Genomic DNA, 1,079 nt, shown 5'->3' with positions numbered 1-1,079 from the left:
TACTCCCTTCCCGCTAGAAGACTATAGAATGAGATTATAGATATGTTGAATCGTGTTGGCAATTTGGATGGGAGTCTGCAATTGTTGAGTTTCAAAAAAGGTTTTAATTCGCAGTTCAACCTGCTCGATACTTTTGTCACTTGGCAAATGATGTAGTAGTCTCAATCGGAGCAAATGAATTAGATATTCGACTAAATTAAAATTCGGAGAATATGGTGGTGTGTAAACAAATTCAACTGTTATCTGTTCCTCAATCCCTGATGTGAATAACTCAGCCCATAAATAACGGCGCAGCTTATTTTTATGCGTAGAATTGTTATCTAATATGATTGTCAAATGCTTGATTTTTTCCTGAATACAGTAGGAGCATAGCTCTCCAAAATATAATGCTAAGTCTTCTGTTTTGGCAGTTGGTACTAACCGCAAGAATTCTGCTCCACTCACAGCATCTACTGCTAATAATCCATTTAATTTCTCTCTCTTTTTACTTTCATTTGATGACACTTGAGGTCGAGTATTTTTTAATGCCCATCCGTAGTATGTACTTGGTCGGTTATATACTGCGAATTCATCAAAGAAGATAATTTTCTCCCCAGGCTTTTTCTGGCGCATTTTTTTTTTAGCATCTTCACAAACTCTTTTTGTTTTTCTGGTGAAGCATTCTCGTAATCTCGGTGTGCTTTTTGATGTGATAGATTCAACTTATCTAATATTTCATAGATTCTCGATGTTTTCAACTCTATTCCCCATCTTTGCTTTATTACGAATGCTATAATTTTTCCGGTCCAGATTTCTCGGTCTATTCCATACTTAGTTGGCCTATCGTTCAATACCATTTCTTTGATCTCTTGCTGCCGCTCAGGATTCAGCCTCTCTTTCACTTGATGCTTGATTGGCTCCACTAGCCCTTCTAATCCTGCATCTAGATATTTACCAATCCATTTGGCTATGGTTAAATCTGTAGAGCCTACTAATTTGGCTACTTCCCCTCGACTTTTTCCTTCACTTAGATACCTGATTGCTGATAGTCTTTGTCGTATATATGCTTGCTGATTCTTGTAATATAGTCGCTGCCACTG

At 37.3% G+C, this 1,079-nt stretch carries 1 protein-coding gene; it reads right to left on the bottom strand.

Translation table 11 applies throughout. From position 1 onward, the window contains the following. Positions 1–21 precede the first annotated feature (21 nt). A protein-coding gene (locus QUA36_RS31240; RefSeq protein WP_333460169.1) for an IS630 family transposase occupies positions 22–1,079 on the bottom strand; the annotation gives its coding sequence in 2 pieces (ribosomal slippage) (positions 22–624 and positions 627–1,079; 1,056 coding nt annotated over the 2 pieces). This gene is flagged as partial in the annotation.

The organism is Microcoleus sp. Pol10D4 (assembly GCF_036701555.1).
GTDB lineage: Bacteria > Cyanobacteriota > Cyanobacteriia > Cyanobacteriales > Microcoleaceae > Microcoleus.
The sequence above is the reverse complement of the archived record's forward strand: the minus strand, read 5'-3'. Positions and strand labels throughout refer to the sequence as shown.